15 protein-coding genes are annotated in these 14972 nt (G+C 44.0%); 10 read left to right on the top strand and 5 right to left on the bottom strand.

Annotated features, from left to right (window positions below; all coding sequences use genetic code 11):
- Nucleotides 1-133: 133 nt before the first annotated feature.
- The 5 genes from EL341_RS08020 (at nt 134) to EL341_RS08040 (ending at nt 3526) form a co-directional block, all read left to right on the top strand.
- Complete coding sequence (locus EL341_RS08020; protein ID WP_074823040.1) at nt 134-415, top strand: YcgL domain-containing protein; 282 nt, start codon at nt 134-136, stop codon at nt 413-415.
- Between the two features lie 66 nt (nt 416-481).
- A complete protein-coding gene (locus tag EL341_RS08025) occupies nt 482-1519 on the top strand; it encodes a lytic murein transglycosylase (RefSeq protein WP_074823037.1) in 1038 nt (345 codons plus the stop codon).
- Between the two features lie 156 nt (nt 1520-1675).
- Nucleotides 1676-2332, top strand: coding sequence for a fumarylacetoacetate hydrolase family protein (locus tag EL341_RS08030; protein WP_047780907.1), 657 nt, complete (start codon nt 1676-1678; stop codon nt 2330-2332).
- Nucleotides 2333-2435: 103 nt separating this feature from the next.
- Entirely contained in the window at nt 2436-2882 is a 447-nt protein-coding gene (locus EL341_RS08035; RefSeq protein ID WP_047780908.1) for a YcgN family cysteine cluster protein, read from the top strand.
- 197 nt (nt 2883-3079) lie between these two features.
- On the top strand, nt 3080-3526 hold the full coding sequence (locus EL341_RS08040; RefSeq protein WP_074823031.1) for a hypothetical protein: 447 nt from the start codon (nt 3080-3082) through the stop codon (nt 3524-3526).
- Between the two features lie 366 nt (nt 3527-3892).
- Here EL341_RS08040 and EL341_RS08045 read toward each other — a convergent pair whose 3' ends face one another.
- Both EL341_RS08045 and dsbB read right to left on the bottom strand, forming a co-directional pair.
- Entirely contained in the window at nt 3893-4630 is a 738-nt protein-coding gene (locus EL341_RS08045; RefSeq protein WP_074823148.1) for an ankyrin repeat domain-containing protein, read from the bottom strand.
- A gap of 551 nt (nt 4631-5181) precedes the next feature.
- Nucleotides 5182-5709, bottom strand: a complete 528-nt coding sequence (dsbB, locus tag EL341_RS08050) for a disulfide bond formation protein DsbB (RefSeq protein ID WP_074823027.1) — start codon at nt 5707-5709, stop codon at nt 5182-5184.
- A 304-nt stretch (nt 5710-6013) separates the two neighbouring features.
- On the opposite strand from dsbB, the gene fadR reads away from it, so the two are divergent.
- Nucleotides 6014-6730, top strand: coding sequence for a fatty acid metabolism transcriptional regulator FadR (gene fadR, locus EL341_RS08055; RefSeq protein WP_047780910.1), 717 nt, complete (start codon nt 6014-6016; stop codon nt 6728-6730).
- A 56-nt stretch (nt 6731-6786) separates the two neighbouring features.
- Here the strand turns inward: fadR and EL341_RS08060 are convergent, their stop codons facing one another.
- Both EL341_RS08060 and EL341_RS08065 read right to left on the bottom strand, forming a co-directional pair.
- The gene (locus EL341_RS08060) at nt 6787-8115 is read right to left on the bottom strand and encodes an NCS2 family permease (protein WP_047780911.1); all 1329 of its coding nucleotides are present in this window, start codon (nt 8113-8115) and stop codon (nt 6787-6789) included.
- 72 nt (nt 8116-8187) lie between these two features.
- On the bottom strand, nt 8188-9984 hold the full coding sequence (locus EL341_RS08065) for an adenine deaminase (protein ID WP_074823024.1): 1797 nt from the start codon (nt 9982-9984) through the stop codon (nt 8188-8190).
- Nucleotides 9985-10149: 165 nt separating this feature from the next.
- Between EL341_RS08065 and EL341_RS08070 the strand changes: the two genes are divergently transcribed.
- Entirely contained in the window at nt 10150-11079 is a 930-nt protein-coding gene (locus tag EL341_RS08070; RefSeq protein WP_074823019.1) for a LysR family transcriptional regulator, read from the top strand.
- A gap of 2 nt (nt 11080-11081) precedes the next feature.
- On the opposite strand, the gene yegS is transcribed toward EL341_RS08070, so the two are convergent.
- The gene (yegS, locus tag EL341_RS08075) at nt 11082-11984 is read right to left on the bottom strand and encodes a lipid kinase YegS (RefSeq protein WP_047780914.1); all 903 of its coding nucleotides are present in this window, start codon (nt 11982-11984) and stop codon (nt 11082-11084) included.
- A gap of 253 nt (nt 11985-12237) precedes the next feature.
- Between yegS and EL341_RS08080 the strand changes: the two genes are divergently transcribed.
- The 3 genes from EL341_RS08080 (at nt 12238) to EL341_RS08090 (ending at nt 14787) form a co-directional block, all read left to right on the top strand.
- Complete coding sequence (locus tag EL341_RS08080; protein WP_126467538.1) at nt 12238-13551, top strand: sensor histidine kinase; 1314 nt, start codon at nt 12238-12240, stop codon at nt 13549-13551.
- A gap of 3 nt (nt 13552-13554) precedes the next feature.
- Nucleotides 13555-14178, top strand: a complete 624-nt coding sequence (locus EL341_RS08085; RefSeq protein ID WP_126467540.1) for a response regulator transcription factor — start codon at nt 13555-13557, stop codon at nt 14176-14178.
- 108 nt (nt 14179-14286) lie between these two features.
- Nucleotides 14287-14787 (top strand): GlcG/HbpS family heme-binding protein, encoded by a 501-nt coding sequence (locus EL341_RS08090; RefSeq protein ID WP_126467542.1) that lies wholly within the window; start codon nt 14287-14289, stop codon nt 14785-14787.
- The last annotated feature ends 185 nt before the right edge of the window (nt 14788-14972 follow it).

A 14972-nucleotide genomic window follows, 5' to 3' on the forward strand; every position in this document is an offset into this window, starting at 1 on the left:
TTTTGGCTCTAACTAACGTCAAAGCACTGCTTTAAAGTTCAATATTGTAAAATACACGAACGGATACTGCATGTTATAGTTAGCGGCATATCTAGGCAAGTCAATGAATAAATTAATTAGAGCGTAATGACATATGTTGTGTGCAATTTATCGAAGTAATAAGCGCGATCAGACCTATATTTATATAGAAAAGCAGGATGATTTCTCCAAAGTACCAGAAGAGTTAATGGCTAATTTTGGTAAACCGATTTTTGTGATGACGCTGTCGCTCGATAGCCGAGAGCGTCTGGCATCAGCGGATATCGTACGGGTGAAGCAGGATTTAACCGAGAAGGGCTTTTATTTACAGGTGCCACCGCCGATAGAGAGTTTGCTGCAACAACCTGAAGAATATGGTTGGTCAACAGAAGATTAATGCGTGGGGTAAATATAGATATTGCCGTTTAACTTTTTAAAGTAAATATGCTTCAGGATGGACGTAGTGAAATTATCAATAATGGCTTGGTTAATGGGCGCAGCGGTGTTGGTTGGGGGTTCTGGTAACGTTATCGGAGCTGAAACTGTTTTGACCGAATTGCCGGTAGCGCCAGTTCCGGTGATAGACGTTGTGCCTAATGACGAATCCCAGTTTCCTGCTTATATCGAAAAATTAAAAGCTAAAGCTCTGGCGCAAGGTATTGACCAGCAAACAATTGATCAGGCGTTTGCCAATGTTTATTTTCTCAATCGGGTGATCCAGTCCGATCAGAATCAGTTAGAGAAAAAGATAACGTTGGACGATTACCTACGACGGGTTCTCCCTCATAAAAAGGTGCAAAGAGCTCGTCAGATGTACCATGCTAACCAGGATAAGCTAAGTCGAGCCAGTGAACGATCCGGGGTTCCGGCTAACTATATTGTTGCTCTATGGGGAATGGAAAGTAACTTCGGCAAGATGCAGGGGAAAGAGGATATTATTTCAGCCATGTCAACGTTGGCTTTTGAGGGACGTAGAGAAGCGTTCTTCACAAAACAACTGATGGCTGCCCTACAAATTTTGCAGCAGAAGCATATCACCGCCGATCAACTTAAAGGCTCGTGGGCTGGCGCTATGGGGCAATGCCAGTTTATGCCAACATCCTTTATTACCTATGGCATGGACGGTGATGGCGATGGTCGGATTGATATCTGGAATAATTTGGATGATGTGTTTGCTTCAACGGCCAACTATTTAGCCACTGAAGGGTGGAATAATAAAGAGAGTTGGGGTCAGGAAGTTCGCATTTCGAAAAAGTTTAATCGTGAGTGGATTGGGTTGGAAGATGAAAAATCCAAGACGGTTGGGGAATGGAAGACGTTAGGGATTAAACTATCGAAGAAAGTTCCTACCGGTCAGCGAGCATGGATTATTCAGCCTGATGACGCTGAGGGCAGAACCTTTTTGGTGTTTAATAACTTCCGCACCATCATGCATTGGAATCGTTCTACCTATTTTGCCATTAGTATTGGCACATTAGCGGATAAAGTTATACAAAACTAAGCGGTGAATCTAAGTTTTCATTATTGGTACAGTGATATGATGTTGAGATCATAGTTGGACGATAATATCAGGTTAGCGTTGCATCGCTGCCGGGTAAATAATAAGTCCGTAAACCGACTGAACCAGATCATGGTTATGTGAAGGAGTAGTAAACATATGTATCAACATCGGGACTGGCAGGGTGACTTATTAGAGTTACCGGTAAGTAAAGTTGTCTGCGTAGGTAAGAATTATTCTGATCATATTAAAGAGATGGGGGATAATGCGCCAAAACAGCCGTTATTATTCATCAAACCTGAAACTTCGCTTTGTGATATTACTCAGCCAATCGCCATTCCTGACGGGTTTGGCTCAGTTCACTATGAGGTTGAACTGGCGGTTTTGATCGGTCTGCCGTTAAAGAATGCGGATGAAGGCCGAGTGGCAAACGCCATTGTAGGCTACGGTATTGCCATCGATTTAACGCTGCGTGATTTACAAGCCGAATGCAAAAAAGCGGGCGAACCATGGGAAAAAGCCAAGGCATTTGATGGCGCTTGCCCGATATCGGGTTTTATTCCGGTAGGGCAGTTTGGGGATGCTCAACAGGCCACTTTATCGCTAACCATTAACGATGAAATCCGTCAAAGCGGCAATACGAAAGAGATGATCACGCCAATTTTACCGTTGATCGCCTATATGAGTCGGTTCTTTACGTTGCGGCCGGGAGATATCATTTTAACTGGTACACCATCCGGCGTAGGGCCGATAGAACATGGCGATCGTTTCACCGTTTCCCTTAATGGTAAAGAAATTAGCAGTCGCGTGTTATAATCAATTTATATCATCTATTATCGTTGACGCCTGTAACCTCACTGTTACAGGCGTTTGATTTTAGATAGGCCTTGTTTTTTATAGTAATGAGTGGAATAGCGTAATGAGTCAGACCCCTTTTTGGCAGCAAAAAACTTTATCTGAAATGACCGATGATGAATGGGAGTCGCTGTGTGATGGGTGTGGTCAGTGTTGTCTGAATAAGCTGATGGATGAAGATACCGATGAAATCTATTTCACTAACGTTGCCTGCGATCAGCTGAATATTAAAAGCTGTCAGTGCCGTAATTACGATCGCCGCTTCGAACTGGAAGAGGATTGTATAAAGCTGACCAGAGATAATTTACCGACCTTTAGCTGGCTACCACCAACCTGTGCTTATCGTTTGATAGCAGAAGGTCAGTCATTACCTGAATGGCATCCGTTGCTGGTGGGTTCTAAATCAGCGATGCATGCTGCCAGAATCACGGTTCGCCATATAGCGGTACCGGAAAGCGAAGTGGTTGACTGGCAGGACCATATATTGAATAAGCCCGGTTGGGCTAGATAATTAATTGAGTTTATAAACCTATTAATTATCCATTTATTGTCGGGGTATCGGGGGCATTCCCTCATCTATTTTTCATAAATGCGGTAGATTGTTTGGATTGATGTATGCTCTATTCGTGTCAGTGAAAATTAGTACTATTTTGCTAAATCTCATTCTACGTTTCATATACTGCTCTATAGATATGTGTAAAAGAAATCATGGATAAATATGTTGAGAAAATAAACGGATACTTACATCTACTTGAGTTAATCAATCATGACTGCGATCGAGTTTCCGATTATTACATAGTCAAGCTAGAAGATGGTAAGTCGCTACTTGATTCAATTAATAAATATCACAAATCATTAACGGAATCATTCCCGCCTGAGTATTGGCATCCAAATCTTGAAATAGTGAACTTTGATGACGTAGAAGTAACTGCGGGACGTTGGTTTTTTGAGCATGAGGATCTTGACAGTCTACATAAGAATACCCGAATGTCCATAATGAACGGCTTTTATGACATGCTCTTTGAGATAATGGATAATTTTAAAGTTTATAGGCTCATTACGGCTCCACCAATCTGGTACGGTTCTTTATATGATGAGTATATTTTTGAATCTAGCTATGGGAATTATCTTCTACATTTTAGCTGTACTGATTGATTTAAGTGGGTTGATAGCAAGAGTATCCGAGTATGAATACTATAAAAGGATAATGTTCTAACATATCTAGAGAGTAGTATGAAACTTGCGTTCAATTAACCATGATATAGGTATGTATTTCCTTTCCATTACTTTTTCAGGCACAAAAAAGCCCCACAGAGGCAGGGCAAAAGAACTAATACATAATAGAACGCAACAATTTATAGCGAGTTAATATTAACGAAATAGCTAAAGCGTTGTAACTGTCATATTTACTAGTTAGCCTAACTATTGTATCTCATGAGTTAAATTATTGAGTGATAGCTGCACACAGTGAATAAAAAATCAAATAAATGTAACTCGAGTCTCTATCTTGTTCACTTCATATTAGTCACAGGCCGCTAATTTAGTTCGATGGTTAACAGCACCATGAGCAATTAATAGCTGCTGCATCTCTTTTAAATCACGCTTACAAGCATAAGTTAATGGGCTTTGGTCATAAGAATTTAAGCTTTTATCTTGTGTGGTGGTTGAGATATTCACGTTAGCGCCGATACCGATCAGGTATTTTACCGTTTCAATGCGGTTATTGCTGGCAGCAACCATAACCAGCGTTTCACCATCGTCTTCTAACGTTTGATCGTTAATATTAACTTGGTCTTTTAGCAGGGTATAAATCTTTTCTACCACTTTGGTATTTTTCCCCAATACAGCAGATTTTAACGTGTTATAGACGTCACCTTTATCGGTGGCCCATAGGTTGGCTTTCTGAGCAATCAGATAGTCCACCATATCGTCATAACCGATAAAGGCGGCCCAGCCCAACGCAGTTTGATCGAGGCTGCCGGTATCTTTTGCTTCGATATCTTGTCCGGCCGCCAGCATCGCTTTAACTGTGTCTAAATCCCCTTGTTTCACCGCATCAAACCATAGGTGATCTTTACCGGTAGAGGGTTTATCGTAAAAAACACGCCATGCTAGTTTATTGGGATTAGCAATATCGGTCATTTCAGCGTAGTCCATTTTGAATGCTTTAAATCCTTCAGGATTATTGTTATTCACAATTTTGGCGTGTGAAGCAAAAGAGAGAGAAAGCAGGGCGCATATAGCAATGATATGTTTCAAGAAAAACTCCTTTTCAATGGTACTCATCAATAGAGACCTCAATGTAATTGTTCTGATAACGAAAGGTAAGTCATATAATTTGATAAACAATATCAAAATTATTGTTTGAGCAAGTTTAGCGTTGGCAGGGGAAAGTCATCAGAACTAAAGTGGTTATGTAGCACTAATAAGATGAGGGAGTGAATAACAGGATAAAAAATACCCCCGACTGGCGGGGGATAACATCTTGGTATAACGAGTTTTTATTATATTAATGGATGCAGAGAAGTTATGGACGCTGCACAAGCCACAATTACATATGATTGGTGTATCAACAAATTAATAATAATAATGAAAATTTTTTTTTGTTAAGTCGCGCTTAACCCCATACCCCACCAGTAAAGACGATGAGCTACCAATCCCTGATATAAGGGGAAGACACCAATAACCATGGATTCTTTATTTACCGCACTGAACAGTAAAAAGCGTGTGAATAAAATAGTGGTGGGTAAATTCGGCAAATAAAAACGGCATCTTAAAGATGCCGTTTTTATTTAGGTAATCATCTCTTATTAAGAGAAGAAGCGTCTTTTAGGTTTTACAAACTGAGCAATAATAACCAGTAAAACCAGCACCAGATTGATGGCGAAAATAATCAGCAACCACTGCGGCATTTCTAATGATAAAAACGCCCACTGTTTTTCTGAGCAGTCACCATTGGCCATAAACACCGCCGGCATCCACTTATCAAGGGGTAGCCAGGTTGGAAAGTTTACGAAAATATCGCAAATATTCGCTGGAGAAGGGTAAAGCTGGATCATGGTATGTTTCCACGTCAGCATCAGACCTTCAATGGTGCTGTATAACCAGAGCCCTAAAGCGGCATAACGAAGCAGCGTTGAAGATGGAGAGATAAGGCCAATTAATGCAGCGCCAAGAATACCAAACAACGCACAGCGTTCATAAATGCAGAGTACGCAGGGTTTTAGTAGCATGACGTGCTGGAAATAAAGGGCAATAGATTCTAATACAATGACGCTCAGAGCGAGTAGCAGCCAAGCACTTCTTCCTTTTGAACAGCTATTTAAAAAACGTAACATGATTCATTCACTTTAATATGTATCAGCGATCGCCAGTGTTGATTAGTTTAAACTAGTTTTATCGCTATGCCATCTTTGAAATGCATTTTCTGAGCCAGATTTGACCTATTTGCGCTAAAATTCTTGTTCTACTGTTTATTAATTTGATTAAGAAAAACTTTTAACGCTAGAAATTCGTTATTTTTGCAACATAAACCACAGTTTCCTCTAATCAATATGGCTTGATGCTATAACCAACCAGACGCATCTGATATGATGCGCGCAATGAATAATTATTTATGTACCCTAATGGAATAACACTTTTATGGTGATCAAGGCGCAGAGTCCGGCAGGATTTGCGGAAGAGTATTTGATAGAGAGTATTTGGAATAATCGTTTTCCTCCTGGCTCTATCCTTCCTGCAGAACGGGAACTATCTGAATTAATTGGGGTAACCCGTACAACTTTACGCGAAGTATTACAACGTTTAGCTCGTGATGGCTGGTTAACCATTCAGCACGGCAAGCCTACTAAAGTGAATAACTTTTGGGAAACTTCCAGCCTAAGCCTGCTAGAAACGTTGGCTCGATTGGATCACGATAGCGTGCCGCAGCTTATTGATAACCTGTTGGCCGTTAGAACGAATATCGCTTCGATCTTTATTCGTGCGGCAGTTCGTCAAAATCCAGAAAAAGCGCAGGAAGTGTTAGCTCAGGCTGAAAAGTTTGATGAGGGTTCAGAAACCTTTACTGAGCTCGACTATAATATTTTTCGCGGTTTGGCGTTTGCTTCCGGAAACCCGATTTATGGTTTGATTCTCAATGGGATTAGAGGGTTGTACATGCGCGTTGGACGCTATTATTTCTCTAATCCAGAAGCCCGTCAGTTGGCGATTAATTTCTATCGCAAGCTTTCTGATATTTGTCAGGATAAGCTGCACGATCAGGTGATGGATTGTGTTCGCCACTATGGTAAAGCCAGCGGCGCAATTTGGCAGAATATGCAGGGTGGAATGCCGAAGGATTTGGCTGACGCGAAATAATCAGCTTTATTGAATCAGATAAAACGGGCGCTAATTTAGCGCCCGTTTTTTTATCGTTAGTGTTTTACCAACGTGGTGAAGTAATAAGCTAATGGAACCGCCAAAATATACAGGCTGAATGGAATTTCCCGCCATTTACCAGCAACCAACTTAATCACGATATAGAACAGTAGGCCGCCGGCAATACCTGTACCAAAACTGTTGGCAATCAGCGTGATCATCACCATCATCAACACCGGTAACCCTTCGGTGAAATTATCCAGATCGACTTTACGTAAGCCGCTGAACATACTCAGGCCGATAAGAATCAATGCCGGAGCGGTGGCTTCTTTAGGAATCATCAGTGCAATAGGGGTAAACAGTAACATCAGTAAAAACATGACCGCGGCAGCCAGTGCGGTAAGACCAGTTTTACCACCGGCTTCGGCACTGGCGGATGACTCAATTAACGCAGTCGCCGCGGGAATACCAACCACGGGACCCAGTGCTGCAGCAATGGAGTCAACGATAAACGGACGGTTTATATGTTTCATATTGCCGTGTTCATCTAATAATCCAGCTTTACCGCCTACTGCCAGCGTGGTTCCCATGGTGGAGAAAAACTCAGAAGCGAAAAACACAAACAGATAGGGCAGGAAAGCAATATTTAACGCACCGATTAAATCAACGTGGCCTAATACCGGCTCCAGAGAATGTGGCATCGCAAAGATGTTTTCGGGTACTTTGGTGACGCCAAATGGAATACCCACAAGGGTCGCAATCAGAATCGCCCATAATATAGCGCCGGGAAAACGACGAGCCTGTAGACCAATAGCAATCATCAAGCCGAGTAGGGCAATCAAAGCACCAGGAGAGGTAAAATCACCCAGCATGAAGGAATTGTTCTTGGCATTAGCCAGAACCAAACCCGCATTACGGAAGCCAAGCACGGCGACAAACAGGCCGATTGAAGCGGTTAGTCCCAGCTTGATTGACTGTGGAACCGAGCGGGTTACCACCTCCCGCAAGCCAAAAACCGTGAGCACAAAGAATAATACGCCTGACCAGCAGGCTATTCCCAGACCAATTTGCCAGCCAATCCCGTCATTACTGGCTAAGGTAATGCCGACTAATACCGAACCACCGATACCAGGTCCGACGATAAACGGTAGGTTACCGTAAAAAGCCATTAATAATGAACTGAAAACAAAAACCAAGATGGTACCAGTGGTGACCGCACCTTTATCCATACCACCGGCAGCCAGTAAGCCAGGAATAACCACTAATAAATAAGCGGCGGCCAGAAATCCGGTGATCCCTGCCAGCGTTTCAGTTTTAACATTGGTATTGCGCTCGTTGAGTTTAAAAACGCGCTGCAATATTCCATCCTTTGTTGTGTGTGACATGCTTTACCTATGATTCAAAGAGTTTGTTATGTCAGCATTAATTCATGCTGTTATCGTTATTTCAGTACAGGATTAATCAGTTTCCGTTGACCATGCCTCAATCAGTGGTTCAACAATTTCGCGAGTTGAACCATCGGTTAAGCCAAGATCGGTCAAATGAGGTCCGGCGTTGCAGGCCAAACAGGTACCTTCAATCGCTTTAAATACCCGATAAGGTGGTTGCCATTCAGCTACCTGAGCACTGAGATCGCGCAGGGCTTTAAAGTCTCTGGCTAAGATGGCCGGTTCGGCATCCGAGAGCATACCGGCGATAGGCATGGCAACATGGGACAGAATGCTGCCGTTTTGCGTCAGCACCATACCACCGCCGCTGGCAATTAAGGTATTGGCCGCTAACATCATATCGTCTGGGGTACGACCGATAACCACTAAATTGTGGGAGTCGTGAGAATAGGTAGTCGCAATCGCGCCTTTCATTTCTCCCCAATCTTCCAGAATGGCAAGTTGTCCCGCTAACTGGTGTTTACCATGACGATGCTGAACATAGATCATGCTATAGCCTGCGGGCAGAACGGCGATACCGTTTCTGACATCAACGGTGATTTCGCTCCATTGAGTAAAACGGGCACCTTTAATGATTCTTAAGCGGGCTTTACCATGAGTTACATTAGGAATGCTTAACTCAAAGTCCTGCTGGCAACGAGGCGTTAAACGGATAGTATCTCGCGGTGCTGATACGCTCGCATTGGCCTTTACCGGTACCAACATGCGTCGTTCTGCTGCAACGTGTTTACCTTGCACATAGACGGCCTTGGGTTCCAGCGTCTCTAAACTGTCAAAAACCACTAAATCAGCGGTTCTTCCGGCAGCAATTAAGCCTAAATCAGGACGCTGTAGTCGAATTGCACCGTTGAGCGTCGCCATCCTTAATGTATCGGTAACCGGCAAGCCATGGCTGACCAGTAGGCGAACTAACTGAAGGATGCCACCATTTTCTAATAGCATGTCTGGTGAAACATCATCGGTACACAGAACTATTTGTGAAGATAAATGAGGCAGGCTTTTTAGGGCTTCAACAATTTCTGGTAGCAGGTAAGGGTGGGAACCCCGAATTTCTAACGTTAAACCGGCTCTGAGTTTTTCCAGTGCGTCAGCGGCGGAAGTTAACTCATGATCGGAGGTGACCCCGGCGGCCAGATAGGCCTGTAATCGTTCACCGCTGAGTCCGCGGGCATGGCCTTCAATAATTTTACCGCTGGCTAAACCGGCTTCCAGAATCTCGATCATTCGATCGCTGCCGTGCAGAACGCCGTGCATATCCATTACTTCGGCCACACCAGCGACTTCAGGCCAGCTCAGCATGGTGTTCATTTCGTCACCGCGAAAATCAGCCCCAGACATTTCCAGTCCTGGCGTAGACGGAACGCTGGATGGTGCTGCACAGATGACACGTAACGGCAGATCTCGGCTGGACTCAATAGCATAACGCACACCGTCGAGGCCGAGTACATTGGCTAATTCATGGGGATCCCAAAATACGGTGGTGGTACCTTGAGCAACTACGATTTCAGCGTAGCGATCGGCTGGAAGGTGAGAGCTTTCCAGATGAACATGGGTATCAATCAGTCCGGGGCTGAGAAATTGATTGTTCAGATCGTGAATCTGCTCAGCCTGAGAAAACTGTCCGCGCGGATGAACGCTGGCAATCAGATGGTCGACGATTCCCACATCGACCTGACGGATTTCTCCGGTTACCATATCGACAATTTGACCGTTAATCAGTAGTAGATCAAAAGGAGCCTGTCCCAGTGCTGCATTGACCGCTCGGCGGCGAACTGGTGTTTGTTTAGGGGTGTTTGAAGTACACATAAAGCATCCTGTAATCGCAGTATTCTGGTAATGTAGGGGGGTTGGCAGCGTTTGCACAGGTGAATAAATTTATAGGGCTATAACTAAAAATTATAGTAAAGCAAACGTTTTCCTTTTTCTAAACCATGATTATCTTTTATCGGCTTATTATCCGAGGTTGTTACTATGGCTGAACCCTGGCGTCGTTTGCCGGCTTTATCACTAAAACAAATTCAATATTTCGTTACGCTGGCTTCGCTGCGCCATTTTACCGATACGGCTAATCAGTTGGCGATTAGCCAACCGGCGTTAAGCAGCGCCATTCGTCATATTGAAACTGTGCTGGGTGGGAAGGTGGTTCACCGTACGGCTCAGGCGCTTACATTAACGGAATTAGGGGTGGCGATACTTCCCCATGCAGAGCGACTGCTGAATATTGCCCATAGCGCATTTGATGATATTCAGCGTATTGTGGTCGAGGGTGGTGATGGAACGGTCAAGATAGGGTTGGTACCTTCAGTGAGTTCATTAATTTTCCCCTCGATTCCGGAGCTGATTGCCGAGCAGTTTCCAACGTTGCGGGTTGAGTTCCACGATCGGACCAATGATGGGTTGTTAACCGGGCTGGAATCTGGGGCATTGGATTTTGGTATCGGGGCCTTGGATAGTAGCGTTCCCGGCACGCTTGAAATTTATCCGTTATTGGAAGATGAATTTGTGGCGATTACTCGTAAGGACGATCCGTTAGCTGAGTCACAGCATATTCCCTGGCGTATGCTGGTAGCGCGTCATATTGCCTTATTTTCCAAAGGAAACATCAGCAGAATGGTTGCCTCTATGGCGGAAACCCATCGCTTGCCGCTAAAGGCTTACTACCACGTGGATTTTTTGGAGACGCTATACGGGTTAGTGCGTTCTAAGCTGGCGGTGGCGATTTTACCCCGACTGTATACCACCACGCTGTGCGATCCTGAATTGGTGGTTTTAACGTTGCAACAGCCTCAGATGAATCGGTCAATTGCTCTAATGCGGGCCACACAAAGCTCATCAACGCCTTTGGTTGATGAGTGCTTTAAGTTAGTGTTGGCTCGATTACGTGACGATGTCACCAAATAATCTTATTGTGTCAATAACGGGCAGTTTTCAGGTAGATGGCAGAGAATCGCTGAGGGAAGGATTTTAATGGCAAAGCTGTTGCCCTTTAGTGGTTCGCCATCCAGATTGAGTATCATCTCCTGTGAAGATGAAATATTCAGATGAGAGAGTGATTTTTCAATAATGTGGTTACTGTTCTTACCGTCAATCAGGCTGGATAGCAGGGCTGGTAAAGATTCATCATTCATTAAGATGGTTAGCTGTAATCGACCATCGTTAATTTTTGCTTCGGGGCAGATAGCGTGACCGCCTCCAGCCTGGCGGCCATTGCCAATACCAATTACCAGCGCTTCGCCGCTCCAGTTGAAATCATCTGACGTGATTGTACAACTCTCCGGTTTTAATGTGTTTGCTTGAGCAATACCGTGTAGCAGATAGGAAAAACCACCCAGAGCCGCTTTTAGCTTTGCTGGCGTCTCCGTGGTGATTTTAGTGCCAAATCCACCGGTGGCCATATTAATAAAGAAATGTCGTTCATTCACCACCGCGATATCAATGGGGATTGCGGTCGTCGTTAGTGCCAGTTCTAATGCGGATATTGGCTTCAGCGGAATATGACAGGAGGTGGCGAAGTCATTTGCAGTTCCCAAGGGTAAAATAGCCAGACGGGGTTTTATCGCTTGTTTTAGGCTAGCGATCGCGCTGGCAACCTCATTCACTGTGCCATCGCCGCCTCCGGCAATAATCAGCGATGAGCCACAATTGCAAGCTTCATTAACGTAGCGGGCAACATCACCATATTCCCAGGTCACTCTGACTTCCAGCGGGTATCCCTTTTTTCTATAGTGTTTGATAGCCATACGAACATCGGGGTGATTAGCCCCTTTACCATTTAGAATGACAAAGGCAGAGGATAAATTGGCCATAAACTTTCCTTAACGTCGTGAGATAAGAAAAAATAAGAAGCAGTATAGCGCTTAATATTGCCGGATCGGATTTTTAGCTTTAGTCTGATACTGAATTATTTTTCCTTTTTCTGACATGAGAAACTCGGTTAGCTGAGTTTTCTACTGCTATAGTGGCGGCTTTAAAAGAGGGGCGTCGTACGGTTTAGTACCAAGAATAGCGGGAACGTTAGGCGATATATTCACATCAATTCAATGATTACATGGAATCATTATGCAGAAGATCGTCATCTGGCTAGTTTTATCAATTATCTCAGGCTGCGGATGGGGTATCTATGCTTTGCAACAACAGTATGAAGAACAAAGCGCGGAATTCCGCATTCTTTATCGTGATATCGCGGTAAAACTCTCTCAGCATGATGCTATTCTTTCTCTGATGTCAGCCTCCAGCAGTTTTGAATGGATCCAGCAGCAGTTTCCACAGATTTTACGCTGGCAGCAACATTCAGACATTCGGCCGGAGAAGACGCTGGCACCTGCTGGTCATGGCACTTATTGGCTGAACGCACCGCGTTTTTCGTTACTCATTGATATTAATACGCTCATCGCCGACTTGCCACAAACTCAGTATTTTCAGCAGGTCAGTTTAAGCTGGGATGGCGTTCCCCTGATCGAAAAGGGCGCTGACAAATCAAATGCTTATTGGCAATGGAATAAAACGTTAGTCAGTCAATCACAACCGTTTAATTTATCCGTCGGGAATAACCCTAATTGGGGGGACTTACCTTGGCTAATGATCTTGATATCCTCATTGTTTTGGGCGGTTATGGTTTATTTTATTAATAAATATCGAGCCAATAAACATCAGCATGATATTGCCAACTTACGTGCTCATTTTTCTGAATTAACCCGTTTAAATGCCATGGGAGAAATTACAGCCGGGATTATCCATGAGCTTAATCAACCGTTAACGGCAGCGTTAAGCTATAACGAGGCCGCTGTACGCTTAATTCAGCAACAGCAGACTCAGGGCGTACCGCCATTACTTGATGCCAGCGTGGTACAGATCAAACGGATTAACGCCTTATTGCAACAGCTGCGGCAAAAGTTGACCCATGATGAGGCGGCGTTACAGCCGGTTCAGCTTCATCAGATTTGGTTACGGGTAGTTATGCTGTTGGAGAAAGAGCTGCGGAGTGGAAAAATCACGGTTGTGAATCGGATGTCCGAAACGTTACCTGAGTTACTGGCTGACCCTATCGGGGTTGAGCAAATTCTGCATAATATCTTAACCAATGCTATTCAAGCTCAACTATCAATGGCTTCCGGCTGGGTAGAGGTCAATGCCTGGCAATCAGGTACAGGCATTACGCTAACGATAACAGATGGAGGCTCGGGACTCTCCGAACAGGCACTACAGGAAGTATTTATGCCTTTTTATACCACCCGAGTGGATGGGTTAGGCTTGGGAATGACGCTAACGGAGACCTTAGTACAGCGTCTCAATGGTCATATCAAAGTAGAGAATATTGAGGGGCAGGGAGCGCGCTTTACCGTATGGCTTCCTCTTAATCCGCATGAGGTTTGATTAATGGAACAGCGTATTTATCTAATTGACGACGATGAGGCCATTCGTTGCTCGCTTAGCGCATTATTAGGTACCGTTGGCTGGCAAACTGAAACGTATAGCAGCGTACTGGATTTCCAACAGCAAATGGGGGAATTAAGCACTTTAGCGGGCTGCCTGTTACTGGATATCCGAATGCCAGGAAAAACCGGGATGACCTTGTTGGAAGAGTGCCAACAGTATGGGCTGGAAATACCGGTGATTATTATGACCGGGCATGGCAACATCGACTTGTGTCGTCGAGCTTTTAAAAATGGGGCATTTGAATTTCTCACCAAACCCATCGATGCAGATTTGTTGATTGAGACAGTGGGGGCGGCTATGGAACAGCAGCGTATTTTAGGGGAGCATCGGGAAAAAAATGCTGATTTAACCGCCAAGCTCAATACGCTTTCAATCCGTGAAAATGACGTTCTTCGCTTGATTATGGGAGGACAGTCGAACAAAGAAATCGCTAAATATTTGGATCTTTCTCCCCGAACGGTTGAAGCTCACCGTGCCAATATATTCACTAAGTTAGAGATTAATTCATTGGCAAAATTGATAAAAGCCTATGGTACGCTGCCGCTTTCTTTGATAACTAAGTAAAAATACCTAGGCTAATAGGTAATTAAGCGAATTGCTTAATGTCAGTACTCTGCCTATTTTATAGATATGAACTAATCCATTGTATTGTCTATGAGAAGGTACAAATCTATGAAGAAACGTTTGCTATTCGCTGCGGTATTGATGAGCAGCAGTATTGCTTCCGCCAGCTTTGCCAGTGGTGTATTGAATGAGAAAAACCTCTCTCTTGAATTGGCCGATCAACTGGCGCAACACGCCATTCAATCTTGTAGCGCCAATAATTACAATATTACCGTGACTGTCGTGGATCGGGCTGGGGTGGTGAAAATCACAAAACGTATGGACAATGCCGGCCCACATACGGTTGAAGCCAGCCGGATGAAAGCGTTTACCGCACTCTCGACTAAGACCGCGACGGATGATGTGACTAAAAATTCACAGGCTAATGCCGGTGCTCAAAACTTACGTGATATTCCGGGCTTCTTGTTAGTCGCTGGCGGTGTACCGATAAAAGTGGGTACACAAACGATTGGCGCTATTGGTATTGGTGGTGCACCAGGCGGTCATCTTGATCAACAGTGCGCGCTTGATGCCATCAGCAAAGTTCAAGATCAGCTTAAAGATAGCTAAATTTCATCATTTTTAATTCTCCCTCATTTTTGAATTATCCATTCCTTTATTTCGGGATGACTTTAGGGTCATCCCATTTTTAGTTCTGATCCGATAATGACCCTTCTTCGCTTTTCATTTAAGATGATTTTCATTCAATGACTCAAGTTTAGTGTATTACCGCATTTTATGGCGTTAACAATAAA

Origin of the sequence: Pragia fontium, assembly GCF_900638655.1 — a bacterium.
GTDB lineage: Bacteria > Pseudomonadota > Gammaproteobacteria > Enterobacterales > Enterobacteriaceae > Pragia > Pragia fontium.

Coding starts and splice junctions, on each gene's coding strand:
- yegS (WP_047780914.1), bottom strand. CDS start 11,984: ATGGCCAATTTATCCTCTGCCTTTGTCATTCTAAATGGTAAAGGGGCT.
- dsbB (WP_074823027.1), bottom strand. CDS start 5,709: ATGTTACGTTTTTTAAATAGCTGTTCAAAAGGAAGAAGTGCTTGGCTG.
- EL341_RS08060 (WP_047780911.1), bottom strand. CDS start 8,115: ATGTCACACACAACAAAGGATGGAATATTGCAGCGCGTTTTTAAACTC.
- EL341_RS08020 (WP_074823040.1), top strand. CDS start 134: ATGTTGTGTGCAATTTATCGAAGTAATAAGCGCGATCAGACCTATATT.
- fadR (WP_047780910.1), top strand. CDS start 6,014: ATGGTGATCAAGGCGCAGAGTCCGGCAGGATTTGCGGAAGAGTATTTG.
- EL341_RS08085 (WP_126467540.1), top strand. CDS start 13,555: ATGGAACAGCGTATTTATCTAATTGACGACGATGAGGCCATTCGTTGC.
- EL341_RS08040 (WP_074823031.1), top strand. CDS start 3,080: ATGGATAAATATGTTGAGAAAATAAACGGATACTTACATCTACTTGAG.
- EL341_RS08080 (WP_126467538.1), top strand. CDS start 12,238: ATGCAGAAGATCGTCATCTGGCTAGTTTTATCAATTATCTCAGGCTGC.
- EL341_RS08030 (WP_047780907.1), top strand. CDS start 1,676: ATGTATCAACATCGGGACTGGCAGGGTGACTTATTAGAGTTACCGGTA.
- EL341_RS08065 (WP_074823024.1), bottom strand. CDS start 9,984: ATGTGTACTTCAAACACCCCTAAACAAACACCAGTTCGCCGCCGAGCG.
- EL341_RS08035 (WP_047780908.1), top strand. CDS start 2,436: ATGAGTCAGACCCCTTTTTGGCAGCAAAAAACTTTATCTGAAATGACC.
- EL341_RS08070 (WP_074823019.1), top strand. CDS start 10,150: ATGGCTGAACCCTGGCGTCGTTTGCCGGCTTTATCACTAAAACAAATT.
- EL341_RS08090 (WP_126467542.1), top strand. CDS start 14,287: ATGAAGAAACGTTTGCTATTCGCTGCGGTATTGATGAGCAGCAGTATT.